General features: G+C 71.0%; 15 protein-coding genes. 11 read left to right on the top strand and 4 right to left on the bottom strand.

Annotated features, from left to right (window positions below; genetic code table 11):
- Positions 1-74 precede the first annotated feature (74 nt).
- The 6 genes from HHX35_RS38320 to HHX35_RS38295 are packed head-to-tail and all read left to right on the top strand — an operon-like array spanning position 75 to position 6,054.
- Positions 75-1,061, top strand: coding sequence for a fumarylacetoacetate hydrolase family protein (locus tag HHX35_RS38320; protein ID WP_182903491.1), 987 nt, complete (start codon positions 75-77; stop codon positions 1,059-1,061).
- Positions 1,058-2,002 (top strand): cyclase family protein, encoded by a 945-nt coding sequence (locus HHX35_RS38315; protein ID WP_182903490.1) that lies wholly within the window; start codon positions 1,058-1,060, stop codon positions 2,000-2,002. Before HHX35_RS38320 ends, HHX35_RS38315 begins: the two co-directional genes overlap by 4 nt.
- A gap of 7 nt (positions 2,003-2,009) precedes the next feature.
- Entirely contained in the window at positions 2,010-3,131 is a 1,122-nt protein-coding gene (locus tag HHX35_RS38310) for an FAD-dependent monooxygenase (protein WP_182903489.1), read from the top strand.
- Complete coding sequence (locus HHX35_RS38305) at positions 3,128-4,156, top strand: amidohydrolase family protein (RefSeq protein ID WP_310739591.1); 1,029 nt, start codon at positions 3,128-3,130, stop codon at positions 4,154-4,156. Before HHX35_RS38310 ends, HHX35_RS38305 begins: the two co-directional genes overlap by 4 nt.
- Position 4,157: 1 nt before the next feature.
- Positions 4,158-5,093: a VOC family protein gene (locus HHX35_RS38300; protein WP_182903488.1), complete on the top strand. Its 936-nt coding sequence runs from the start codon at positions 4,158-4,160 to the stop codon at positions 5,091-5,093.
- 46 nt (positions 5,094-5,139) lie between these two features.
- Positions 5,140-6,054 carry a fumarylacetoacetate hydrolase family protein gene (locus tag HHX35_RS38295; protein ID WP_396781655.1) on the top strand — a complete coding sequence of 305 codons (915 nt, stop codon included), beginning with the start codon at positions 5,140-5,142 and terminating at the stop codon, positions 6,052-6,054.
- A 37-nt stretch (positions 6,055-6,091) separates the two neighbouring features.
- On the opposite strand, the gene HHX35_RS38290 is transcribed toward HHX35_RS38295, so the two are convergent.
- From HHX35_RS38290 to HHX35_RS38275, 4 genes are all read right to left on the bottom strand, one after another.
- Positions 6,092-9,658: a WD40 repeat domain-containing serine/threonine protein kinase gene (locus tag HHX35_RS38290; RefSeq protein WP_182903486.1), complete on the bottom strand. Its 3,567-nt coding sequence runs from the start codon at positions 9,656-9,658 to the stop codon at positions 6,092-6,094.
- 357 nt (positions 9,659-10,015) lie between these two features.
- Positions 10,016-12,115, bottom strand: coding sequence for a S8 family serine peptidase (locus HHX35_RS38285; protein ID WP_182903485.1), 2,100 nt, complete (start codon positions 12,113-12,115; stop codon positions 10,016-10,018).
- Positions 12,116-12,677: 562 nt separating this feature from the next.
- The gene (locus HHX35_RS38280) at positions 12,678-14,726 is read right to left on the bottom strand and encodes a bifunctional aldolase/short-chain dehydrogenase (RefSeq protein ID WP_182903484.1); all 2,049 of its coding nucleotides are present in this window, start codon (positions 14,724-14,726) and stop codon (positions 12,678-12,680) included.
- 476 nt (positions 14,727-15,202) lie between these two features.
- Complete coding sequence (locus HHX35_RS38275) at positions 15,203-16,009, bottom strand: SAM-dependent methyltransferase (protein ID WP_310739589.1); 807 nt, start codon at positions 16,007-16,009, stop codon at positions 15,203-15,205.
- A 669-nt stretch (positions 16,010-16,678) separates the two neighbouring features.
- Between HHX35_RS38275 and HHX35_RS44945 the strand changes: the two genes are divergently transcribed.
- The 5 genes from HHX35_RS44945 to HHX35_RS38250 all read left to right on the top strand — a co-directional run bounded on the left by HHX35_RS44945 (position 16,679) and on the right by HHX35_RS38250 (position 25,072).
- Positions 16,679-19,612 carry a family 43 glycosylhydrolase gene (locus HHX35_RS44945; protein ID WP_220506366.1) on the top strand — a complete coding sequence of 978 codons (2,934 nt, stop codon included), beginning with the start codon at positions 16,679-16,681 and terminating at the stop codon, positions 19,610-19,612.
- A gap of 235 nt (positions 19,613-19,847) precedes the next feature.
- A complete protein-coding gene (locus HHX35_RS38265; protein ID WP_182903483.1) occupies positions 19,848-22,232 on the top strand; it encodes a family 43 glycosylhydrolase in 2,385 nt (794 codons plus the stop codon).
- A gap of 144 nt (positions 22,233-22,376) precedes the next feature.
- Positions 22,377-23,018 (top strand): hypothetical protein, encoded by a 642-nt coding sequence (locus HHX35_RS38260; RefSeq protein WP_182903482.1) that lies wholly within the window; start codon positions 22,377-22,379, stop codon positions 23,016-23,018.
- Positions 23,019-23,060: 42 nt separating this feature from the next.
- Positions 23,061-23,243 carry a hypothetical protein gene (locus HHX35_RS38255; RefSeq protein ID WP_182903481.1) on the top strand — a complete coding sequence of 61 codons (183 nt, stop codon included), beginning with the start codon at positions 23,061-23,063 and terminating at the stop codon, positions 23,241-23,243.
- 125 nt (positions 23,244-23,368) lie between these two features.
- A complete protein-coding gene (locus HHX35_RS38250; RefSeq protein ID WP_182903480.1) occupies positions 23,369-25,072 on the top strand; it encodes an immunoglobulin-like domain-containing protein in 1,704 nt (567 codons plus the stop codon).
- The last annotated feature ends 59 nt before the right edge of the window (positions 25,073-25,131 follow it).

The following is a 25,131-nucleotide window of genomic DNA, read 5'->3' as shown; positions in this document are numbered from 1 at the left end:
CAGATCCGAAGAATCGATTTCCCAAATCGTTGCTGCAGGTCCAAGGTTAAGGGCACCACACCGGGAGGAAACCTGTGGAAACATCCCCGCCCCTTGCCGGCCCGTTCGCGCTCGGCACCTTCTCCGCCGGCGCCTTCGGGAGCGGCGCGGCCTTCCCCGGCCTGGTCACCGGCGATCACGTCCTGGACCTGCGCACCGTTCCGGGGCTTCAGGCGTACGACAGCACGCGGGCACTGCTGGAGCGCTGGGACGACGTCCTGCCACTGCTTCAGCAAGCCGCCGGGACGCCCGGAGAGCGGCTGCCGCTGGCGGGCCTGCGGGTGCACGCCCCCGTCGAGCCCCGGCAGATCCTGCAGTCCGGCGCCAACTACCGCACCCACGTCATCGACTTGGCGGTGGCGCACGAGCCCGCGAACGGCCGGCCCGCCGAACAGGTGCGGGCCGAGACCGCCGCGATGATGGACCGCCGCGCGGCCGAGGACCAGCCGTACGTGTTCATCGGCCTGCCCTCCTCGGTGACCGGCCCGTACGACGACGTGGTCATCCCGGCCTGGTGCACCAAGCCCGACTGGGAGCTGGAGCTGGCGGCGGTGATCGGCCGTCCGGCCTTCCGGGTGCCCGCCGAGCACGCCCTGGAGCACGTCGCCGCGTACACGATCGCCAACGACGTCACAGCCCGTGAGGTGGTGTTCCGCCGCGACATGCCCGAGATCGGCACCGACTGGCTGCGGGCCAAGAACGCACCGACGTTCACCCCGCTCGGGCCCTACCTGGTGCCGGCCGCCTTCGCCGGCGACCCCGGGAACCTGCGCGTGACGCTCCGGCTCAACGGGAAGGTCATGCAGGACGAGACCACCACGGATATGATCTTCGACGTGGCGCGGCTGGTGTCGTACGCCTCGCAGACCGTCGAACTGCTGCCCGGCGACCTGGTGCTCACCGGCAGCCCGGCCGGCAACGGCATGCACTGGGGCCGGCTGCTGCGGCCGGGCGACGTGATGGAAGGCGCGATCACCGGGCTGGGCGTCCAGCGCAACCGCTGCGTGAGCGAGGCGGCATGACACCGGAGAACGCCATCGCCGCGGCCGCGGCGGAATACTCCAACTGGGGCCGCTGGGGCGCCGGCGACGTGCTCGGCACGGTCAACTTCATCGACGAGGCCAAGCGCCGCCAGGGCGCGGCGTGCGTCCGCACGGGTGTGTCGTTCTCGCTGGCCCAGCGGTTCGACATGAACGGCCCGCAGAAGGGCTGGCGCCGCCGCACCAACCCGGTGCACACGATGCTGGACACCGGGATGGACGCGGTCCACGGCGACCAGGGGTTCCCGCACGGGTTCGGCGGCGCGGACGACGTGATCGCGATGCCGCTGCAGTGCTCCACCCAGTGGGACGGCCTCGGTCACATCTTCGACCACGGCAGGGCCTGGAACGGCCGGCCCGCCGACGGGGTCGTCACCAGTGAGGGCGACCAGGTCACCGGCATCGAGCACATGGCCGCGCCGGTCGCCGGTCGCGGCGTGCTGCTGGACGTGGGACGCGTGATCGGCGGCGGGGAACTGCCGGACGGATTCGCGATCACCGAGGAGCACCTGAACGCCACGGCCGAGGCGCACGGCGTCGCGGTCGGCCGCGGCGACATCGTGTGCGTGCGCACCGGGCAGCTGAGCCGCGTCAGGAGGGAGGGCTGGGGTGACTACGCCGGCGGCCCCGCCCCCGGCCTGTCGTTCTGGAGCGCCGGTTGGCTGCACCGCACCGAGATCGCGGCCGTCGCCACCGACACGTGGGGCTTCGAGGTGCGCCCCAACGAGTTCGAGGGCGCCTTCCAGCCGCTGCACCAGGTGGCCATCCCGCACATCGGCCTGCTCGTCGGCGAGATGTGGGACCTGGACGCGCTCGCCGCGCACTGCGCCGCCGACGGCGTGTACGAGTTCTTCCTCGCCGCCGCGCCGCTCCCGATCACGGGCGCGGTCGGCTCCCCCGTCAACCCCCTAGCGATCAAATAGGACCCCCATGCCAGCAGTAGGCAACGCCCTCGTCGTCGGCGGCGGCACCGCCGGTTCCGCCCTGGCGATCCTGCTCGCCCGCGCCGGCGTCACCGTGGACATCGCGGAGATCCAGCCCGGGACGACCTCGCTCGGCTCCGGCATCACCCTGCAGGGCAACGCGCTGCGGGTGCTGCGCGACCTAGGCGTCTGGGACCGGGTCGCCGCCGCGGGCTTCGCCTTCGACTCGGTCGGGCTGCGCGCCCCGGACGGCACGCTCCTCGCGGAGGTCCCCGACGCCCGCACCGGCGGCCCCGGCCTGCCGGCCACGGTCGGCATGAACCGCCCGGAACTCGCCGCCATCCTCGCCGACGCCGTACGCGAGGCCGGGGCGCGGACCAGGTTCGGGGTGACCGCCGAGGCGCTGACCGACGCCGGCGACCAGGTGGAGGTGCGGCTGTCCGACGGCACCACCGGCACCTACGACCTGGTGGTGGGCGCCGACGGCATCCGCTCGGCGGTGCGCCCTCTGATCGGGATCGAGGTGGCCCCGAGGCCCACCGGCATGGGCATCTGGCGCGTGCACACCCGCCGCCCGGCGGGGGTCGAACGCACCGACCTCGTCTACGGCGGCCCCTGCTTCATCGCCGGATACTGCCCGACCGGCCCGGACTCCATGTACGCCTACCTGGTGGAGAAGGCCAGGCCCCGGGAGACGGTCGGCGACAAGGTCGCGCACATGCGGGAGCTCGCCGAGGGATACGGCGGGGCTTGGACCGAGATCCGCGAGGACATCACCGACCCGGACCGCATCAACTACACGTGGTTCGAGTCGCTGCTGGTGGACCGGCCCTGGAACCGTGGCCGGGTCGTGCTGGTCGGCGACGCCGCACACGCCTGCCCGCCCACCCTCGCCCAGGGCGCGGCGCAGTGCCTGGAGGACGCCGCCGTCCTGGCCGAGCTGCTGCTGGCCGCCGACGAGCTCGGCCAGCCGGTGTTCGAGGCGTTCATGAACCGCCGCCACGACCGGGTGAAGGCCGTGGTCGAGGCGTCCCTGCAGTTGGCCGACTGGCAGCTGAATCCCGTGCCGGACGCGGACCTGCCCGGGCTGATGGCCCGGATGAGCGCGCTGATGACGGAGCGCCCGTGATCACCGTCGACGTGCACGCGCACGTGCTGCTGCCGGAGATCGAGCGGGCCGTCGCCGGGCGGCCCGGCCACGCCGCGCACCGGGAGCTGGACGCGCGCCGCAACGGCCCCGCGTCCCTGGAGGTCTCCGGGCGCATGATCTCCGAGCGTCTCGCCAGGCTCACGCAGGTGCCGGCACGGCTGGCCGACATGGACCGCGCCGCGGTGGACGTGCAGATCGTCAGCCCGTCCCCGTCCCACTACCACTACTGGGCCGGCCCCGACCTGGCGCGTACGGTGTGGCGGCTGGCGAACGAGCGCACCGCCGCGCACTGCGCGCAGGCCCCCGTGCGGCTGTACGGCCTCGGCCTGGTCCCGCTCCAGCACCCCGAGCTCATGGTGGAGGCGCTGGACCACGCGCTCGGCCTCGGGCTGAAGGGCGTGGAGATCTCCTCGCACGCGCCCGGTATCTCCGATGGCGGAGGGCGTGAAAACGGCACGGGGCGTGAGCTGTCCGATCCGGCGTACGAGCCGTTCTGGGCGCACGCGGCGGCGACCGGCGCGGTCGTCTTCCTCCACCCGTTCGGCTGCACGCTGGACGAGCGGCTGGACCGCTGGTATCTGTCCAACATCGTCGGCCAGCCCGCGGAGAACGCCGTCGCGCTGTCCCACCTCATCTTCTCGGGTGTGCTCGACCGGCATCCGGACCTGAGGCTGCTGGCCGCGCACGGCGGCGGCTACCTGCCCGCCTACACGGGCCGGGCCGACCACGGCTGGCGCGTGCGGCCCGAGGCGCGGGGCTGCGCCGAGCCGCCCAGCGCCTACCTGCGGCGGATCTGGTTCGACTCCCTCGTCTACGAGCCCGCGGCGCTGCGCGCGCTGGTCGAGGCCGCCGGGCCGGACCGGGTCGTGCTCGGCTCCGACCACCCCTTCGACATGGGCGTCGAGGACCCGCTCGACCGGCTGCGCGCCGCGCTGCCGGCCGGGGACGCCTTCGACGCCGTCCGCGGCGGCAACGCCCTCCATCTGTTCGATCTCAAGGACTGACATGTCACGTTTGATCACCCATCTGCGGCACGTGGACCTCGCCGTGCCCGACTACGACAAGCAGCGCGCGTTCTACTCCGGGGTCTGGGGCCTCACCGAGGTCGCCGGTGACACCGGCATCAGCTTCCTGGCCGCCGAGGGCTCGCCCGAGCAGTACGTCATCCGGCTGCGCAAGTCCGAGGAGAAGCGGCTCGACCTGGTCTCCTTCGGCGCGGCCACACCCGCCGGCGTGGACGCTCTCGCCGGGCGGCTGGGCGCCGCGGGGGTCGCGCTCGTGGGCGAGCCGGGCCCGCTCGCCACCCCCGGCGGCGGGTACGGCTTCCGGTTCTTCGACCTCGACGGCCGCACGATCGAGGTCTCCGCCGACGTCGACGTGCGGGCCCACCGCAGGCTGGAGCCCAAGGAGTCGGTCCCCGTACGGCTGTCGCACGTCGTGCTGAACTCCCCCGACATCGACGCGACCCGCGACTGGTACGAGACCCATCTGGGCTTCGCGCTGTCCGACACGCTCGCCTCCCCCCACATGGGGCAGGTCATGCACTTCATGCGGTGCAACCCGCAGCACCACAGCATGGCCATCGCCCGCGGCCCGCACGCCTCCCTGCACCACATCAGCTTCGAGATGCGCGGCCTGGACGAGTACATGTACGGCACCGGCCGTCTGCTGCGCGCCGGAGTCCGGATGATCTGGGGGCCCGGCCGGCACCTGGCGGGCGACAACACCTTCTCCTACTTCCTCGACCCGCACGGCAACACCGTCGAGTACACGACCGAGTTGGAGGAGCTGGACGAGGACGCCTGGCACCCGCACGTCTACGACTTCTCCCAGCCCGAGGTCACCGACCAGTGGGGCACTGCCAACCCCATGAACGAACTGGTGGCCAAGGAGTCCTTCAACGACGTCGACCGCGGCGTGTTCGTCGCGCCGCCGGTCTGACGAGGGCCGTCGGATGCGAATCGCCACATTCACCCATCATGGGCGCGTGCTTGCCGGAGTAGTGGACGCCGGATCCGTCCTGCCGTTACCCGAGGGACTGGGCCTGCTCGACCTTCTCGTGGACGGCCGCCTCCACGAGGCGCCGAGCCTCGCCGGAGACCCGATCCCGCTGGACGACGTCGGCCTCCGTGCGCCGTTCCAGCCGCCCACCGTGCGGGACTTCGTCGCGTTCGAGGAGCACGTCGAGGGCGTGCGCAGGAGCGTGGACGGCGGCAGCGGGGTGCCCGACGCGTGGTACGACGCTCCCGCCTTCTACTTCACCAACCCCTACGCCGTCGCCGGACCGTACGACGACGTGCCGCTGCCGCCCGGCTGCCGGGCGTTCGACTTCGAGCTGGAGGTCGCCGCCGTGGTCGGCCGTGAGGGCCGCGACCTCACCCCGGAGTCGGCCCGCGACCACATCGCCGGTTTCCTGATCATGAACGACTGGTCGGCCCGCGACCTGCAGAGCCGCGAGATGCGGGTCAACCTCGGCCCGGCGAAGGGCAAGGACACCGCGACCACCCTCGGCCCGTGGCTGGTCACCGCCGACGAGCTGGAGCCGTACCGGGACGGCGACGGCTTCCTGCGCCTGGCGCTGACCGCGTCGGTGAACGGCGAAGAGGTCGGCCGCGACCTGCTGTCGAACATGAGCTGGCCGTTCGAGGACCTGGTCGCCTATGCCTCGCGCGGCACCTGGGTGCGCCCCGGCGACGTGCTCGGCTCGGGCACCTGCGGCAACGGCGGATGCCTCGCCGAGCTGTGGGGCCTGCGGGGCCGCCAGGATCCGCCCCCGCTCCGGCCGGGCGACGTGGTCGAGCTGACCGTCGAGGGCATCGGCGCCGTACGCAACACCGTCGTCGCCGGTGCCGAGCCCCTGCCCATCCCTCCTGCCCGCGTGCGGCCCCGGAGCCGCCCCTAGGGCTCGCCCCCGTGGGGCCGTGGCAGGTGCGGTCCGGTCAGGTGGAGCAGACGTCCTGGTACGGCGCGCCGGGGAGGTAGCCGGCCCACTCGGCCTCCGTCAGCGTGCGACCCGCACGGGAACATACGGCGGCGACCAGGGCGACGGGATCGACCGTGATCTCACGCACCACCCCGGCATCGTCAAGCACGCGCAGGACACGGCCGCCGGAGGCGAAGGCGGCGGCGGCCACCAGGTCGGCGCCTGTGGCGGGCGTCGGCCTCCCGAGCTTGGCGGGCGTCGCGACGTCCCACAGCTGGACGGTCCCGTCCACCGAGACGGTGGCGGCCGCGTCGCCCACCGGCGAGAACAGCAGGCTGGAGATCGCCTCGGTGCCGGCGTCCCTGAGGACCGGGCCGCGTCTGCGGCCCGTGGCCAGCTCCCAGAAGGTCAGGCGGCCGGAGGCGTCTTCGGTTGCGAGAGTCCGGCCGTCCGGGCTGAATCCCGCCGCCATGATGCGGACCGCGTTCGTGCCGGTGGTCCCGGAGGTCGTCGCCGGCCCGACCTGGCGGCCGGTGGACAGGTCGATCAGGCGGTTGGCCCGCGAATCGAACGGGGCGACCATCGCGCTTCCGGGCCGGAAGACGGCCTGCATCTCGCTGTTCACGTCGATCGTCTTGATCCACCGGTTCTGCCGCAGGTCCCGGACGAGCAACCGGTGGTGCTGCTCCTGCGTCCCGTCCTGTTCGGGGGTTTCGGCCGTCACGACGAGGAGGCTTCCGTCGGCGTTCATGGCCAGGCCCCGCGCGTACCAGTCCCCGGCGAGGGTGATGCGACGCGTCTCGACGTGCCGCGTCGTGTCCCACACGCGGATGACATTGGCGCCCATGCCGTCCGCGAAGGCGAGGAGGCGCCCGTCGCCGCTGAACGCGAGCGACAGCATCGGCGCGTCCGCTTCCATCAGCCGGATCGGCGGGCCGGAGGGGCGCAGCCGCGCGGCGTCCCACAGCACCAGATCACGAGCCGCGGACTCGTGCGTCACCAGGAGCCGGCCGTCGGGGCTGTACAGCGCGGCATCGGGCGTGCCCCCCGGCAGCCGCCTCCGGGTGAGGAGATCGGAGATGTCGAGTGTCACGACCGTGTCGTCGGCCAGGTAGCGCAGGGCGGCGCCGTCGAAGCCGAATCCCTCCGCGTCCGCCCGGTAGGTCAGCAACGTGTTCCCCGTCGCGACCTCCACGAGCTGGAATTCGTGCTCGCCATGGACCACGAGGAGCCGCCCGTCCGGGCTGAAGAGGACCCGGCCGCCGCCCGGGCCCGGCTGAGCCGGGAGCAGCCGTCCGGTCCTGAGGTCGATCAGGAAGATGCCCGACGTCGTGGCGCAGGCCAGGGTGTGACCGTCCGGGCTGATCGCGATGGACCGGGCGGAGCCCGTGCAGGCGTCCTTCTCGTGCCAGCGGGTCACCGGCCGGCCGCCCGGCAGGCGCCACAGGTGGAACCCGCCGAGAAGATCCGCGAACGCCACCAGGTCGCCCGACGGGCCGAAGGACGCGTCCATGACCCCCGATCGCGAGGAGTAGGACGCGCCGGTGCGGATGTCCCACAGCGCGGTGCCGTCACCCTGGTGGACCTGTAGATAGCGGTCGACGGCCCCGGCCTCCAGGCCGTTGAACGGCGCGCCGGGGTCCAGTGCGAACACCTTGCCGGCCGGCCTGCCGGTCGTCGTGTCCCACGCGCGGACGTCGGCCGGCGGGCCGTCCGTCCGGCCGGATGCCACGGCGAGGATCCTGCCGCTCGCGCTGAGCGCCGCGTCCAGCAGCGTGTCCCCGTTCCGGAAGCCGAGGCCGTCCCATCCGCCGACCGGCTTCCCGCTCCTGAGGTCGTAGATCCGGACACCCCGGGGGGACACGCTGAAGAGTCTGCGCCCATCGGCGGTGATCATCCGTACGGACTCGCCGGCGGGCTGGGGATCGGTGAAGACCGTGCGCTCACGCTGGGACCAGGCGTTCTGCAGCGCGGACCGGGTCTGCGGCGTGTGGGCGAGCCGCCAGGAGGCGACGCCGAGCAGCATCGCCCGCACCGGGTCCGACGTCCGCATGCCGTCGGCCTCGGTCGCGGCCTGGCCGGCGAGAGCGTGGTCGCGTTGCTCTGCGACGACCCCGCTCTGCCGTACGGCCGTCGCCCCGGCCGCCACGGACACGGCGAGCAGGACGGCGAGGACGGTGGTGAGCAGCCGCCGTCGGCGGAGGCGGCGGCGGGTGGCCGCCTCGCACGCGTCGAGGAAGTCGCGTTCCAGCGGGCTCAGCGTGAGATGCCGGCGTCCGGCGGCGGCCCAGTGCATGGCGGACTCCAGCCGACCGCCTTGCAGCACGTCGCCCTCGCGCCGTCCGTGGCCGTCCCACTGCCGGGCCGCCGTACGGATCATCCCGTGTACGGCCAGACCGCCGCGCTCGTCGTCCACCCACCTGCGCAGCCGGGGCCAGGCGCGCAGCAGGCCTGGCCGGGCGAGGACGATGTCGCCGCCCCGCCTGGTGAGCAGGTAGGCGAAGACGCCGAGGATCCGGTCGAGAGCCGCCGCCTCGTCGGGGGACCTGCCGCCGAACAACTCGTCACGCGGCAGCGGTCGTAGTGAGAGCGCTCCGCCCTCGCTCGCGGTCACCATCCGGAGGAAGACGTCGGGCACCAGGGCACGCTCGGACTCGCCGAGCAACCCGTAGGCGTCTTCGGCGAGCGTTCCGAGCCCGGGATCCGAGGTCGTGTCGAGAGCCAGCTGTCCGGCCGCGGCGCTGCCCGCCCTGAGCAGATCGGCGGGAGCCCCGCCGGCGCCGGCGATCAGGCCGAGGAGCAGGTCCCGCGCCGCGGGCCGTTCGAGCGGATCCTTGCTGAGAGCGGCCTCGACGAGCGAGCGCAGCGAGCCGGGCAGCGCATCGAGATCGGGGTCGGTGGCCAGCACGCGATGCATGACCGCACCGAGGCTCTCCGCCCGGAAGGGGTCGTCGCCGATCGCGGCGTACAGGACGACGGCTCCCCAGGAGAAGACGTCGGCCGGGGCTCCGGCGCGCCCGCCCATGAAGACCTCCGGCGCCATGTAGGTGGGCGTTCCGGTCACGAGCCCGCTCGCGGTGAGGGACATCTCCAGCGTCCTAGCGATGCCGAAGTCGATGACCCGCGGGCCGTCGGGCCCGAGCAGGACGTTGTCGGGCTTGAGATCGCGGTGGATGACGCCGGCGTCGTGGATGGCCGCCAGCGCGGTCGCGACGCCTGTCGCCAGGCGGTGCAGCTCGTCCCCCCGGAACCGGCGGCCGGACGCGATCGCCTGACGCAGGCTGGGGCCCTCGACGTACTCGCTGACGATGTACGGCTTGGGCCCTACGAGGTCGACGGCGAGAACCCGGGCCGTGCAGAAGGAGGCGACACGACGTGCCGCCATGGCCTCCTTGCCGAAGCGCGACCGCAGGCCGGGATCGCTCGCCGTGTCGCCGTGGAGGACCTTGACGGCGACGCGGACGCCGTCGGGATCGTATGCCTCGTACACGACTCCCTGGCCGCCCGCGCCGAGACGCCCGGCGAGCCAGAAGTCCCCCAGGCGCGGCGGGTCGCCGGGGAGCAGGGCGGACGCCGCGGCCATGCGACCACTCCCTCCGTCTCGTGACCGGTACGAGCGGTTGGACACCGGTCGGGGCGGAGAAGTTCTGCCCGCGACTCACGGCGGTGCGGGACGGGCAGTCCCGGCGCCCGCTCCATCATGCGGGTGCCGGGACCATTCTCACTCGTGATCAGCCGGCCCAGGGCGCACACCGTGTGGCCGCTGCGCGAGTACTCCAGCCTGCCCGGGTCGTGACCCTCGACCCGCCGGATTACGATTCCTTCTCGCGAGCCACGCCGCACGCCAGGTCACCGGTCGGAACATCGACGCCTGCGGCTTCGGACGCGTGACGCGCGAACGCCCTGCCGGCCACGGCCGGCAGGGCGTTGATGCGAACGCTCAGAAGCTGGGATAGATGTCGTAGGTCTGTCCGCCGACGCCGTAGTAGTTGGAGCCGGTGGACCAGAGGCTGTCGTTGACCAGGGGCTTGTAGAAGAACTGCTGCCCCACGGGGACGTTCACCCCGCACTCCCACAGATCGGCCGCCTTGCTGACACAGTCCTGGCCGGCCGTCCAGCTCAGGGGTGCGTCACCGCGGAGAACGATCCTGTTGCCCGCGCCCGGGTTGTAGTGGACGCGGACGGTGGTCGTGGTGGAAGGCACCTCGATGCTCGCGCCGAGCGCGGTGCGCAGCGACGCGCCGCCGGTCGCGGTGGCGGTCAGCACACCCCCGTACACGCTGGTGGTGCTGTTCACCTGGTGCAGGGTGACGGTGGCCTGGGCGGTGCCGTTGGCCGGCACCGTCACCTGGTTGGCGCTCAGGGTGAACAGGCCGGACGGGGCGGACGCGCTGCCGGTGGAGTCGGTGGCCGACACAGCCAGGTTGAGCGTGACCGGGGTCGCGGAGTCGTTGGTGTAGGTCACGGTCTGCGTGGCCGTGGGCTGGGCGGCGGTGACCGACAGGGCGGCGCTCGGCGGGTTCGCGGTGACCTGCTGGCTCACCGCGCGGGCCGCGTCGACCCGCCCGGTGCCGTAGGTGTAGGGGGTGGACCCGGCGGCGGCCGCGGCCGTGCCCATCAGGGCATCCTTCAGCCGCTGCGCGCCCCAGGCGGGGTGCCGCTGCTTGACGAGCGCGGCGGTGCCCGCGACGTGCGGGGTGGCCATCGAGCATCCGCTCATCGTGCCGTAGCCACCACCGGGCACGGCCGCGGTGATGTCCACCCCCGGCCCGGTCATGTCGGGCTTCAGGCCCTGGGTGCCGACGGGGCCGCGGCTGGAGAAGCCCGCCACGGTGTCGGTCAGGTCCACCGCACCCACGGTCAACGCCGACGCCGCAACGCCGATGGAGCTGATGGTGGACGTGCCGGGGCCGTAGTTGCCCGAGCATACGACGAACAGCGCATCGTACTGCGAGGTCAGCGTGTTGATCGCCGCGGCGACCGGGTGGTCGGTGTAGGCCGGGTCGCTCTGGATGCTCATGCTGACGATCTTCGCGCCCTCCTCTCCGACCGCCCATTCCATGCCCGCGATGATCGCGGAACTGGTGCCCCAGCTGTCGTCGCCGAGGACCTTGCCGACGACCAGGCTCGCGCCCGGGGCGACCCCCTTGTACAGCCCGCCCGAGGCGGCGCCGGACCCGGCGACGGTCGAGGCGACGTGGGTGCCGTGCGAATTGCCGTCCTCGACGCCGTTCGCGTTGCCGGTGAAGTCGGCGGAGGCGACGACCTTGCCCTGCAGGTCGGGGTGGTCGGTGTCGTATCCGGTGTCCAGCACCGCGACCTTGACGCCGGTTCCGTCGTATCCGCTCGCCCACGCGGTCGGCGCGCCGATGTGCGGGACGCTCTGGTCGAGGCCGGCCGACACCTTGCCGTCCAGCCACAGCTTGGTGACACCGCCGCGCAGGGTGCTCGGCGCGGCCGAGCCGCCGGTCAGGCCGCGCCAGCCGTCGGGGGCTGACTTCTTGCCGACGGCGAACGCGCTGACACCCAGGCGGGGGAAGGCGCGCCGGCGCTTGGCCGCCGAACCGAACGCGGCGTCGGCCCGCTCGGCGTTCTGGCTGGTGGTGCTCTTGGGGTAGGTGGTCAGGACCGGGATGGTCTGGCTACGCGCGTCGTCGTAGCCGTCCGCGATCAGCGTGCCCACCTCGAAGAGCTGGGGGTCGAGCCGGTTGGCCCGGATGAGGGGGGCCGCGTCCGACGGGACCACCGACACCTGGTCACCGCGGTCGGTGACCGCGAAGGTGATGCCCGTACGTCCCTCACCCGGCTCGACCGACAGGACGCGCAGGTCGTGGTTCTCCAGGTGCGCCTTCACCGTGTCACCGGTGACGAGGGTGACCGTGTGGTCGCCACCCGCGGCGGCTCCCGACGCCGCGGAAGGACCGGAGGGGGCAGAGGGGCTTGAGGGGTTTGAGGGGCCGGTCTGCGCCGCGGCGGACACGGCGGGCAGGCCGAGGAGGGCGGCAGTCGTGACGACGACGGCCACGGATGATCTCCGCAAGGGTTGTCTCCCGAGTGGTCGAGTTGATCACTACGGGAAACAGGCTAGGTTTTTTCGCGCAATTCTGAAATGTGCGGAATTCGTGTTATTTCATCGAGCCCATGATCATGAACTCGGCGCGCCGCGCGCCGATGTAAACGGTTTCCGTGATGATCGGCCCCGCAGGACGACGAGATCGGCAGACATACGCAGACATGTGGCTTCGATCACATCTGCCGATATTGTTTTCTTCGTTGCCCCTGGTATACAGGGCCACAGGGTGTCACCACAAGGAAGCGAAGCGCGTTATCCACCGCGAAACAAGGAGAGATTTCAACCTGCCGAACAATGCGTGAAAGAGATGTAACAGATTTTTATTTCATGAACCTTCTACTACTTCACGCGGCGGGGTGGCGATGACCGGTTACGCGAGCCCGGAAACACCGACAAGACCAAGCCGCTCGTCGTCCAGCTGTGGCATGACGACCTGGGCCGTCAGGCCGCCCACGACCATGGCGCCGAACCCGGCTGCGACCTGCCCGTCGGTCCGGCCGGCATCTCGTGCCGGCCGGGCACCGGCTCGTCAGCGCAGGAACGCGGCGGCCACTCCGGCGTCGACGGGGATGTGCAGGCCGGTGGTGAGGGACAGGTCGCCGCCGGTGACGGCGAAGACGGCGGCGGCGACGTGCTCGGGCAGCACCTCCCGCTTGAGCAGGGTGCGCTGGACGTAGAACTCGCCCAGCTCGTCCTCCGGCCCGCCGCAGACGGACGCCCGGTTAGCGCCCCAGCCGGAGGCGAAGATGCCGGAGCCGCGGACCACCCCGTCGGGGTTGATCCCGTTGACCCGGATGCCGTGCTCGCCGAGCTCGGCCGCGAGCAGGCGCACCTGGTGGGCCTGGTCGGCCTTGGCCGCTCCGTAGGCCACGTTGTCCGGCCCGGCGAACACGGCGTTCGTGGAGACGATGTAGACGATGTCGCCGCCCATGCCTTGTTCGATCATGATGCGGGCCGTCTCGCGGGAGACGAGGAACGAGCCGCGGGCCATCACGTCGTGCTGGAGGTCCCAGTCGTCCACGGTGGTCTCCAGCAGGGAGCGCGACAGGGACAGCCCGGCGTTGTTGACCACCAGGTCCACCCCGCCGAAGGCCAGCACGGCCTGCCGTACGGCCTCGGTGACCTGGGCCTCGTCGGTGACGTCGGCCTGCACGGCCACGGCGGCGTCGGCGGGGCGGTACGCGCGGGCCCCGATCTCGGCGGCGACCTTCTCGGCGGCGGCGAGGTCGCGGTCGGCGACCACCACGCAGGCGCCCTCGGCGGCCAGGCGGCGGGCGGTGGCCGCGCCGATGCCCGAGCCGCCGCCGGCGACCAGCGCGATCCGGGTGGCCAGCGGTTTGGGCGCCGGCAGGCGGCGCAGCTTGGCCTCCTCCAGTTCCCAGTATTCGATGCGGAACTTCTCCGACTCCTCGATGGGGGCGTAGACCGACAGCGCCTCGGCACCGCGCATCACGTTGATCGCGTTGAGGAAGAACTCACCGGCGACGCGGGCGGTCTGCTTGTCCTTGCCGAAGGAGAACATGCCGACGCCCGGAACCAGCACGATGGCGGGGTCGGCGCCGCGCAGCGGCGGCGAGGTGGGGATGGCGTTCCGCTCGTAGTAGGCGCGGTAGTCCTCGCGGTAGGCGGCGTGCAGCTCGCCGAGGCGGGAGATCGCGTCCTCCAGCGGTGCGCCGGCGGGCAGGTCGAGCACCATCGGCGCGACCTTGGTGCGCAGGAAGTGATCGGGGCAGGAGGTGCCGCGCTCAGCGAGCTCGGGGTGGCGTTCGCGGGACAGGAAGTCGAGCACCTCTGGGGTGTCGGTGTAGTGGCCGACCTGGCGGACGTCGGTCGAGCACAGGCCGCGCAGCACCGGGAACAGCGCCGCCGCCCGCTCGTGCCTGGCCGCCTCCGGCAGCGGCTCCCAGCCCGGCCTGACCGCGCCGAACGGCTCGGGCCTGCCGTGCTCGGCGATGTACGCCTCGGCGGTGCGGGTGATCCACAGGGAGTTGTCCGCGCATTCGGCGGAGGTGGCGCCCCAGGCGGTGATGCCGTGCCCGCCGAGGACGCAACCGACGGCCTGGGGGTTGGCGTCCTTGATGGCGGCGATGTCCAGGCCGAGCTGGAAACCGGGCCGCCGCCACGGCACCCAGACCACCCGGTCGCCGTAGACGCGCCGGGTCAGCTCCTCCCCGTCGGCGGCGGCCGCGATGGCGAGCCCCGCGTCGGGGTGCAGGTGGTCGACGTGCGCCGCGTCGACCAGGCCGTGCATCGTGGTGTCGATCGACGGCGCGGCCCCTCCCTTGCCGAAGGCGCAGTGGTCGAAGGCCGCGACCATCTCGTCCTCGCGTTCGACGCCGGGGTAGACGCCGGTAAGCGCGCGCAGCCGGTCGAGCCGGAGCACGGCCAGGCCGGCCTCGGTGAGCGTGCCGAGGTCGCCGCCCGACCCCTTCACCCACATCAGTTCCACGTCGGAGCCGGTGACCGGGTCGAGGGCCGTTCCCTTGGCCGAGGCGTTGCCCCCGGCGAAGTTCGTGTTGCGGGGATCGGCTCCCAGCAGGTGCGCGCGTTCGAGCAGCTGCTCAACCGGCGTGGTCATGAAATTTCCCCCTACGAGTGGTTCGATGGGTCCGGACGATGATGGCCTTATGGGATGAGTTATGACAAAACGGGCGACCGGCGGCAGGCTACAGCGACGGGCCGAGCGGCCGGAGACCGGCCCCCGGACCTGGCAGGCGGACCTGGCCGGCGGTAAGGCGCGACCGGTGAGGCGCGCCCGGTGAGGCGCGGAAGGATTCCGCAAGACGTCAGGCGCCCCAGTCGGCCCTGGTGCCGCCGACCCGCTCAGCCGGATCTCGCAGAAGCAGCCCGACCGGGCGTAGGCCCCGCATGGGGCCCACCGGGCGTAGGCCCGCATGGGATCGGGATCGAGTCTCATCTCCGGACGACTCCGCGACCTGGCGCGTCACAGCGCACCACTCCAGACCTGTCGTCCCCTCAGCGGGGAGACCGCCTGGGACCACGCCGAAGCCCGCCTGCCCACTCTCCCGTGAGCCGGGGTGTCCCGCTTCGGCGTCAGCGGACGCGGGCCACGCCGCCGAGCGCGCCGGCCTTCCCCTCCTGTACGAAGGGGTAGTCGGTGTCGGGCCTCCACTCCTGCAGCGGCACCACTCCCGGCTCGACCAGGTCGAGACCGTCGAAGAACGCGAGGATCTGGTCGTACGACCGGGAGGTGGTGCCGGGGACGGAGGTCCGGCTGAAGACCTTGCGGCCCTCCTCCTCCTGGTCATCGCTCAGGTCGCCGAGGGAGCCGTGCGACACGACCAGATAGCCGCCCGGCACGAGCGGGTCCTGGAGCGCCGCGACGATCTTCATCGCCTCGTCGTCGTCCGGGATGAAGTGCAGCACACCGAGCAGGAGGACGGCGACCGGCTGGGAGAAGTCGATGTGCTCCCGGACCTCCGGATGCCGCAGCAGCGCCTCGGGGTCGCGCATGTCCGCCTCGATCGCGCGCACCCGCTCGTTCTCGGCGAGGATGGCCCGCGCGTGGACGAGGACGATGGGGTCGTTGTCCACATAGACGACCCGGGACTCCGGGGCCAGTTCCTGGGCGACCTGGTGGACGTTGCGCTGCGTCGGAAGCCCGGCGCCGACGTCGAGGAACTGGCGGATGCCCTGCCGCGCGAGGTAGGTGACGGCCCGGATCAGGAACTCGCGGTTCTCCCGGGCGATGTCGGGGAGGTTGGGCAGGATCTCGATGATCTTCTCGGCGGCCTCGCGATCCGCCGCGAAATTGTCCTTGCCGCCCAGGTAGTAGTCGTACATCCGGGCCACGCTCGGCGTAAACGGGTCGACGCCCGCCGGCGCCTTACGCTCGTCCACAACACTCCCCTCGTCGTACATCAAGGATGGTACGTCCTTGATCGCGACAAGGGGGACGCGTCACCAATTCGTCATCGAACGCCAGAAACCGGCACGAAGAGGCTGAGTGTAGGCGAATCCGTTATCCACCTCGATGGACCGCTCCCTGACGTGCCGAGACGGTAATTTACCGACTTACGGACAGTACGTTACCGGCCTCGACGCACGTCTCACACTCTTGACAGTGCGCGCCGTCCCCACCTACGGTCACGGAAACATCGCCGCCATCCACCCGCAGCCCAAAATGTTAGCGCTAACAGGTCGAGGAGCCCCCACTGATGAGAGCGGTCCCCCCGCCGCAGCTCACCCCGCCCCTCCGCGGGAACGTTTCACGCCGCCCCGCCCTCACGAATACGACCTCCCTCATGCGCGATCGCCTCATGACCGCCTTACCTGCGCACCTGAGGTGAACGCCACCCTCTCCACCACGGCATAACCGGCAGGACATCGCCTTCGCCGCGAGTCCGCACGCTCCGCCCCTTCCAGCGGGACCGCCACCCCGGCCGGACCCGGGACGAGTCCTCCTTCGCGGGCCGACGCTTCGCCCGCATACCAGTCGACCGCCCGCTCAGATCCCACCCCCCACTCCCGTCAGGCATTTCCTGGCATTGCTCATCAGAGGAGTTTCGCGTGCCCGAAAATCGCCGATCCACGGCGATCCCCCGACGGTTCCGGAGGATCTCGCTCGCGACGGCCGCCACGCTCGTGTGCGGCGGTCTCGTGTCCAACGGTGGTGTGGCGAACGCCTCCGACGGATGGTCGCCGAAGCCGTCGTACACCTCGACCGACAAGGGTGACGGCACCTATACGGTGCCGATCCTCAACTCCGACGTGCCGGACATCAGCGTGGAGCGCGTTCCGGCGGCGGAGAACAAGGAGCACCGGGACGTCTACTACATGATCAGCACAACGATGCACCTGAGCCCGGGCGCGCCGATCATGAAGTCGTACGACCTGGTCAACTGGGAGATCGTCAACTACGTGTTCGACCGGGCCGACATCGGCGACGCGTTCTCCCTCCGCAACGGGCAGAACTCCTACGGCCAGGGCCAGTGGGCGTCGTCGCTGCGCTACCACGACGGCAGGTTCTACGTCGTCTTCAACACCAACAACCTCGGCGGCGCATACCTCTACAGCACCGACGACGTCGAGAACGGCAAGTGGACGCGCACGCCGCTGGGCCGCGCCCTGCACGACCCGTCGCTGTTCTTCGACGACGACGGCACGGCGTACATCTTCTACGGCTCCGGCAGCACGAGCGCCGTGCGCCTGAAGTCCGATATGTCGGGCATCGACAAGGACTTTCCAAGCATCTTCGCGGCGAGCGACTACGCCGGCAAGCCGTTCATCGGCGGCCTGTTCGAGGGCGCCCAGGTCTTCCACATCAACGGCTACTACTACGTGGTCATCATCACCTGGCCCTCCGGGCAGGGACGCCAGGTCGCCATGTTCCGCTCGAAGGACCTGCTCGGGCGCTACACCTCGGCGGACGGCTCGAACACCTACGAGGCGCGCGGGGTGCTCAACTCCAACGGCTTCGCCCAGGGCAGCCTCGTGCCGATCTCCCGCAACGGCGGCACCGACTGGTATGGCATGTTCTTCCGGGACAACTTCCCGATCGGGCGCACCCCGGCGCTCATCCCCGCCACCTGGCAGGACGGGTGGCCGACGTTCGGCAACAACGGGGTCGTGCCGGTGGGCGGCGCGTTCGACAAGCCGATCAAGCTGAGCGCGGAGGAGGAGAGGTTCGAGCAGCAGAAGAGCCTCGTCGCCTCCGACGACTTCGCCAACGACGCTCCGCACAAGGCGTACATGGACGAGCAGTGGACGATCCCTGACCCGCCCACGTACGACGACTCGCTCATCGGCGTCGAGCTCCTGCAGAACGCCGGGTTCGAGTCCGACGCGGTCGCGCCGTGGGCCGGGCAGTTCGGCGCGACGCTCAGCCGCGACACGAGCGATCCGGCCGCGGGCTCGGCGGCGCTGAAGGTGAGCAACCGCACGCTCAACGGGTCCGGGCCGAACCAGTACCTGAACGGGAAGGTGCAGCGCGGTGTGACCTACACCGTGTCGGCGAAGATCAAGTACGCCTCGGGCCCGAGCAGCATCCGGTTCAATCTCGTGGCCGACTGGGGCGCGGGCGTCCAGACGATGGCGTCCGGGAACGTTCCGGCCGGGCAGTGGACGACCGTGACGGGCCAGTACACCGTCCCGGCGACGGCGAACGTGGACAACTTCAAGTTCGCGGTCGAGACCCCGTGGGGCAACCCGCAGCCGGCGTCGTCGAGCGTGGACTACCTGATCGACGACGTCTCGATCGTCGGTCAGCCGGTGACGACCGAGAACCCCTCCAAGGAGGAGATCGCCCCCAACGGGTCGCGGCTCGGCCCGGTGTGGGAGTGGAACCACGCCCCCGACAACCGCTACTGGTCGCTCACGGACCGGGACGGATGGCTGCGGCTGACGACCGGCAAGGTGGTCACCGGCAAGTACGTCTACACCAAGCTGTCCAACCGGGACGAGCTGACCTGGTTGGAGGAGGCGCGGAACACGCTGTCACAGCGGACGTTCGGGCCGCGGCAGTCCGTCGAGACCAGGATGGACATCTCCGGCATGAAGAACGGTGACGTCGCCGGCCTGGCCGCCTACAACCGCGGGTTCTCCTACGTGGCGGTCAAGCGCGTCGACGGCCAGAACACCCTCGGCGTCGTCAACCGGGTGCAGCCGTTCGCGGTCGACATCGACCAGTCGGCGATCGAGAACTTCGTGCCGGGCACGACGGTGCCGCTGGGAGACGCGACCCAGGTGTACGTGAAGGCGGACCTCGACTTCAGCTCGCCGGTCGGGCAGCTGTGGACGACGTTCTACTACAGCCTCGACGGGCTGAAGTGGACCCAGCTGGGCAGCCGGGTGGGCCCGCAGACGCTGGACGGCAGCCTCTCGCACTTCATGGGACACCGGGTCGGCCTGTTCGACTACGCGACGAAGGAGAAGGGCGGGCACGTCGACTTCGACTACTACGAGCTCAGCGACACGCTGACCGCCCAGAACAAGCCGCTCGACACGAGCGCCCTCGACGCGGCCATCGCGTACGCGGGCACGCTCGACAAGCGCGACTACCCGGCGGACGCCTGGGCCGGCATGCAGGCCGCGCTCGACGGTGCGAAGGCGGCGCGGGCCGGTCAGTTCGGCACCCAGAACCAGATCGACGCGCCGGAGCGGGCGCTCAGCTACCAGCTGGCCCGGCTCGGCACGCTCAAGGCCGCCTCGCCGGAGGTCAAGCTGACCGTCACCGCCGCCTCGCGCTGCATCGGCACCTCGGCCTACGTGGCGGTCACGGCCGTCAACAACGGCGATGTGCCGGCGACGATCACGCTGACCACCCCGTTCGGGTCCAAGACCGTGGCCGACGTGGCCCCGGGCAAGCAGGCCTACCAGTCCTTCAACACCCGCGCCGCCCACATCGACGCCGGCACGGCGACCGCGAAGGGCACCGCCACGATCGACGGCAAGCAGGTCACCACGTCCTACGACGCCGCCTACACCGCGGCCGGCTGCGACTGAGCCGCTCACCCCGCGGCCGGCCACGGCCGGCCGCACCGGCGGTGACCACCGTCCACGTGTAGGGGACACCGCCACAGCACAACCGGGGCCGGCCGGCCGACCGGCTCCGCCCCCTAACACGTCGCGCGCGTCCGCGCGGTTCGCCGGGGCGGCTGCCCATCCCTGTCCGCAGTGAGCCGACCCGCCCCGGGGCGTCCGTGTCCCCGGAAAAGGCTGAGGTCAAGGAGGATATTTCGTGTTGAAGCGTGTTCGAAGGACGACCCGCCGACGAGTCGCCGCTATGGCGGTGGCCGGCGCCATGCTGGCCGCGGCGGTCGCCGCGACGGCGGGGCCGGCCCAGGCCGCCGCCCCGAACATCATCGTGAACGGCGGGTTCGAGGACGGCCTCGGCAGCTGGTTCGTCAACAACGGCAATGCGACCGACGGCGCCACGCTGTCGCCCACAACGGACGCGTACGCGGGCGCGAGCGCCGTGCTCGTCACCGGCCGCAAGACGACCGGATCCGGTCCGATGCAGGACCTGTCCGGCAAGGTGCAGGCCGGCAAGACGTACGCGATCACGGCGCGGGTGAAGTACGAGAACCCCAACAGCCCGGCGACCAAGCAGTTCTTCGCCACCATGCACTACGGCGGCTCGACCTACACGAACGTCGGCACGGTGACGGTGGCACGCGGACAGTGGGGGCTCATCCAGGGCACCTTCACGATTCCCGCCGGGCAGAGCGTCTCCACCGCGAGGCTGTTCTTCGAGACGCCCTGGACGTCGGACCCCGCGTCCGCCCCGGACACGCACCTCATGGACTTCAAGGTCGACGACGTGTCCGTCTCCGAGTTCGTGCCGTCGACGACCATCGAGGCGCTCGGCAAGAACCCCGGAGAGGGCAACCCGCTTATCTCGCACAAGTTCGGCGCGGACGGCAACGCGTTCGTCCACAACGGCCGCGTGTACATCTACATGACCAACGACACGCAGGAGTACAAGCCCGGTCCCACCGGGGTCTCCTCGACGAACACCTACGCCAGCATCAACACGATCACGGTCATCTCGTCCGACGACCTCATGAACTGGGTCGACCACGGCGAGATTCCCGTCGCGGGCCCGAGCGGGATCGCCCGCTACGCGAACAACTCGTGGGCCCCCGCCATGGAGAGCAAGGTCGTCGACGGCAAGGAGAAGTTCTTCCTCTACTTCGCCAACAGCGGCGGCGGCTCGGGCGTCATCGTCGGCGACTCGCCGGTCGGTCCGTGGCACGACGAGCGCGGCAACCTGCTCATCACCAGTGCGACGCCAGGTGCGTCGGACGGCAAGAACTGGCTCTTCGATCCCGGCGTGTTCATCGACGACGACGGCCAGGGCTACCTCGTCTTCGGTGGTGGCGGCGACGACGGGTCGCGCAGCGCCGAGAACACCAACCATCCGAAGTCCACGCGTGTGATCAAGCTCGGCGACGACATGATCAGCACCGAGGGCTCGGCGGAGGTCATCGACGCGCCGCTCGTGTTCGAGGCCGGCTACCTGTTCAAGCGCGACGGCAAGTACTACTACTCGTACTCGTCGAACTTCGGCTTCGGCGGCCCGATCGACCCCAACGGCCCGCCGACCGGGGCCATCGCGTACCTCATGGCCGACAGCCCGATGGGCCCCTGGACGCCGGAGACGTACAAGGGCGTCATCTTCCGCAACCCGGGCACCTACTTCGGCGCCGGCGGCAACAACCACCAATCGGTGTTCAAGCTCGGCGACCAGTACTACTTCACCTACCACGCCCAGACCCTCAACAGCCGCATCACGGGCGGCGCCACGCAGGGCTTCCGCAGCCCGCACCTCGCCAAGCTCGACTTCAACGCGGACGGCACGATCAAGGAGGTGAAGGGCGACTACAAGGGCGTCGAGCAGATCCGCAACCTCAACCCGTACCGAGTGATCGAGGCCGAAACGATCGCCTGGCAGCAGGGCATCGCGACGAAGAAGATCGACGGCGGGTCGGAGGAGTTCGGCGCGCAGGCCCCGAACCTCGTCGTGCACGACATCGACAACGGCGACTGGACGTCGCTCGCGAAGGTCGACTTCGGCACGGACGGCGCCGGGGCAGTCACCGCCAAGGTGCGCCCGCTCGTGGCCGACGGGAAGATCGAGATCCGTCTCGACGGCCGCACCTCGCCCGTGGTGGCGACCATCCCCGTCGACGCGCCGCTTGGCGAGTGGACGAAGCTGACCGCCAAGCTCGACGGCGTCAAGGGCGTGCACGACGTGTACTTCACCTACGCCGGGCCCGACGGAGCGGACCTCTTCGAGGTCGACTCCTGGTCCTTCGCGACCGCCTCGTCGCCGGTCAAGCTGACCGTGACGGCCTCGCCGCGCTGCATCGGCGCCTCGGCGTACCTGGCGGTCACGGCCGTCAACAACGGCGATGTGCCGGCGACGATCACGCTGACCACCCCGTTCGGGTCCAAGACCGTGGCCGACGTCGCCCCGGGCAAGCAGGCCTACCAGTCCTTCAACACCCGCGCCGCCCACATCGACGCCGGCACGGTCACCGCGAAGGGCACCGCCACGATCGACGGCAAGCAGGTCACCACGTCCTACGACGCCGCCTACACCGCGGCCAGCTGCGGCTGAGCCGCTCACACCGCGGCCGGCCACGGCCGGCCGCACCGGCGGTGACCGCGGTCCCCACAACGGGGACACCGCCACAGCACAACCCGGGGCCGGCCGGCCGACCAGCCGACCGGCCCCGCCCCTCATCAATGGAGCGATGATCATATGAAAAGCACCAGGACCACCGAGCTGCTGGCCGCGTCCGTGCTCGGCCTCACCCTGGCCGGCGCCGGCCTGGCCGGCCCCGCCGCGGCCGCCGACGACCCCGGCACCGGCAACGGCATCGACGTGTCGGTGAACATCACCCCCACCACCACCCCCGGCCAGCTGTCGATGACCGTGGCCGACAACAACGGGGTGTCCCTGCAGGAGAACGGCTCCGACGCCGCCGCCCGCCAGTTCACCGGCACCCTGCCGACGGTCACGGTGACCGACACCCGCAGCCCCGAGGAGATCCCCCAGGGCGAGTACTGGGCGGTCGTGGGCCAGGCCAGCCAGTTCGTCGCCACCGGCGACCCGGCCAAGACCATCGGCCCCGAATACCTGGGCTGGAAGCCGCGCCTGCTGAGCGACTCCTCCACCGGCGCGGTCTCGGCCGGTGAGCCGGTCTCCAGTGTCGTCTCCGACGGCACCGGCGCCCCCGAGGTGGGCCTGAAGGGCCAGGAACTCCTCGTCTCCACCGCCAACTCCGCCGACGAGATCGGCACCTCCAAGGTCAACGCCGACCTCGCCCTGCGCACCTCCCCCGACGTCGCCGCCGGGGAATACCACTCCACCCTCACACTGTCACTGTTCAACCAGTCCTGACCCCGCAGGCGGGACACCACCGCCGTGTCCCACGCTGTCGGCGTGATCGTCGTGGTTGCCATGGTCGCGTTCGCCGTCCCGGCCGGGGCCGACACCACCTGGTCGGTCGTCCCGGCCGACGCGAACGGCCCCGACAAGAAGGTCGTCACCGCCGCCCAGGTCAGGGCCGCGCTCCTGCGTGACGCCGACGCGCTGATCGTCCATCATGGCGGCGTTCGCCTGTGAACGCGCGCTACGGCACATCCTCGAAGGAGGCAGGCAATGGCGATGACAAAACGACGGAGACGGCATTCGGCTGCGTCAACGGCAGCGGCGCTCGCGGCCGTGGGCCTGTGAAGGGAGGCGGTCAGATGGCACGCGCCGAGGGCACCGCGGCGGCCAGGCGCGCGGAGCAGGCCCTGGCAGGGATCGCGATTCCCAACGCCGACGACGTGCGGGGGAACGTGAGCCTGCCGACGACGGTGGCGACGGCACCGGGCGCGGTGGTGAAGTGGACCTCGTCGAACCCGGACATCGTGTCCGATCAGGCGGACGGCGCGATCGCGGCGGGCGTGGTGAAGCGCCCGCCGGCCGGGGCCGGGCCGGCCACGGTGACCCTGACGGCGTGCGTCACCGTCGACGCCGCCGAGGCTCGCCGTGAGTTCCTCCTGACGGTGCGCCCCGCGGTGAAGCTCGCCCCGTTCTCACGCTACGGAATGGTGAACTTCGCCAGGTCGAACAGCCAGGCGGGGCAGCAGATCTACATGGCCACGAGCGTCGGCAACGACCCGACCCGCTGGGCGGCGGTCAACAACGGAGAGATGGTCCTCCAGTCCACCAAGGGCATGCACGCCGTGCGCGACCCGTCGATCGTCCGGTCGCCGGAGGGAGACAGGTTCTACCTCGTCGCCACGGACCTGAACGTCGACGGCACGGCCTACGGGTGGAAGGGCTGGGACTGGGCGCAGAGCGGCGCCAGCCGCTACATCGAGGTCTGGGAGTCGCGTGACCTGCGGACCTGGTCGGAGCAGCGGCACGTCCGGGTGGCCCCGGACGAGGCGGGGATGGCCTTCGCCCCGGAGGCGATCTGGGACGAGGCGATCGGGGCCTACGTCGTCTACTGGACGTCGTCGATGTATCCACCCGGGACCTACTACACCCCTGACCACGACGACCCGAACGGCCGCTATCCGCTGACGAGGAATCAGACCCTCTACACCACGACGCGCGACTTCGTGACGTTCACGCCGGCGAAGGTGATGAGCGGCAGGCCCGGCCACGGGACGCTCGACGCCGTCATCATCAGGGACGACGAGGACGGGTCCTACCACCGGTTCGTCGCCGACCGCATCTCCACCGGCGTCGGGGTCACCACGTACGTCCCCGGCTGCGCGATAGACGACATCTATCAAGAGCGTTCGACGTCGGTGCTCGCGCCGCCCGAGGACTGGGAGCTCGTCAGGGGCCGCATCACCCACGAGGCGATGAACACGACCTACGCCGAGGCGCCGATGGTCGTCAAGGCGAACCCCGGCGACGTACGCGGCAAGGGCTACTACCTGTGGGCGGACCAGAAGTGGGCCGGCGCACCCGCGGGAGACTATATGGAGGAGCAGCTCAGCCCTTACTGGGGCAAGGACCTCGCGTCGGGCCAGTGGTCGCCCATCACCTGGGAGACACCGGGCTACAGCCTCGCGAACGGGGTCATCCGCCACGGGCACGTCTTCGCGCTGACGCAGGCGGAGCACGCCGCCCTGCGCGGCGCCGACCTGTCGTCGGTCTCGGTGAGGACGCCCCCGGCCACGACCGTCTACGCCATCGGTCAGCCCCTCGACCTGACGGGCCTCACGGTGACCGCCGACTACACGGACGGTGTGAAGGACGAGGTCCTGGCCGAGGGATACGGCGGATACTCGGTGTCGGGGTACGACCCGGCCATCTCCGGGACGCAGACCGTGACCGTCTCGTACACGGTGGCCGGTGTGACGAGGAGCGCCTCGTTCCAGGTCCACGTCGTGAACGTGTCCGGCTCTAAGCCCTCGGCTACCGCGCCATCCTCGAACCGGCCCATGTGACCACGATCAGCCGCGCACCCCGGCCGGTCGTGACCGGCCGGGGTCCGCTGGCGCATTCC

The organism is Microbispora sp. H10830 (genome assembly GCF_014161375.1).
Lineage (GTDB): Bacteria > Actinomycetota > Actinomycetes > Streptosporangiales > Streptosporangiaceae > Microbispora > Microbispora catharanthi.
The sequence above is the reverse complement of the archived record's forward strand: the minus strand, read 5'-3'. Positions and strand labels throughout refer to the sequence as shown.